At 44.4% G+C, this 593-nt stretch carries 1 protein-coding gene; it reads left to right on the forward strand.

Annotated elements, in window-relative coordinates:
* Positions 1-156: 156 nt before the first annotated feature.
* On the forward strand, positions 157-593 hold a 437-nt coding region (locus tag R7Z50_RS29155; RefSeq protein WP_318149966.1), incomplete at its 3' end, for a LacI family DNA-binding transcriptional regulator.

The following is a 593-nucleotide window of genomic DNA, read 5'->3' on the forward strand; positions in this document are numbered from 1 at the left end:
AGATGATGAGCAGTGAAGATGAGTCGAGCAGATACCACTCTCTTTCGTGGATCGCACGATTTTACTAAAAGTTTGTGCATCCCTAAGTAGCTGTTTACAATAGCCAGATTATTGAGTTCTCACTTGGACTGTGAGCAATGCCAACGGGAAATGTACATGGCAACACTAAAAGATATCGCCACTGAAGCGGGCGTCTCACTTGCAACCGTATCGCGAGTTTTGAATGACGATCCGACGTTGAGCGTTAAAGAAGAAACCAAACGCCGCATTTTAGAAATCGCAGAAAAGCTGGAGTACCGCACCAGCAGTTCGAAGAAAGCCACCAAAGAAGCCAAGCAAAAACATCACTTTTTGGCCTTGTACAATTACAAACAAGAAGCAGAAGTGAATGACCCGTACTACTTGTCGATTCGTCATGGGATTGAAACTCAGTGCGACAAACTCGGCATTACGCTAACCAATTGCTACAACAGCGAAATTGATGTTGAAACGCAAAAGATCACGGGTGTCCTTTTAGTCGGGAAAGTCGACCAAAAGGTGGTCAATAAGTTACCTAAACGCCTAGCCGATAGCATCTGTTACATCGACTTTTC

This window comes from Vibrio sp. 1249-1, assembly GCF_033340495.1.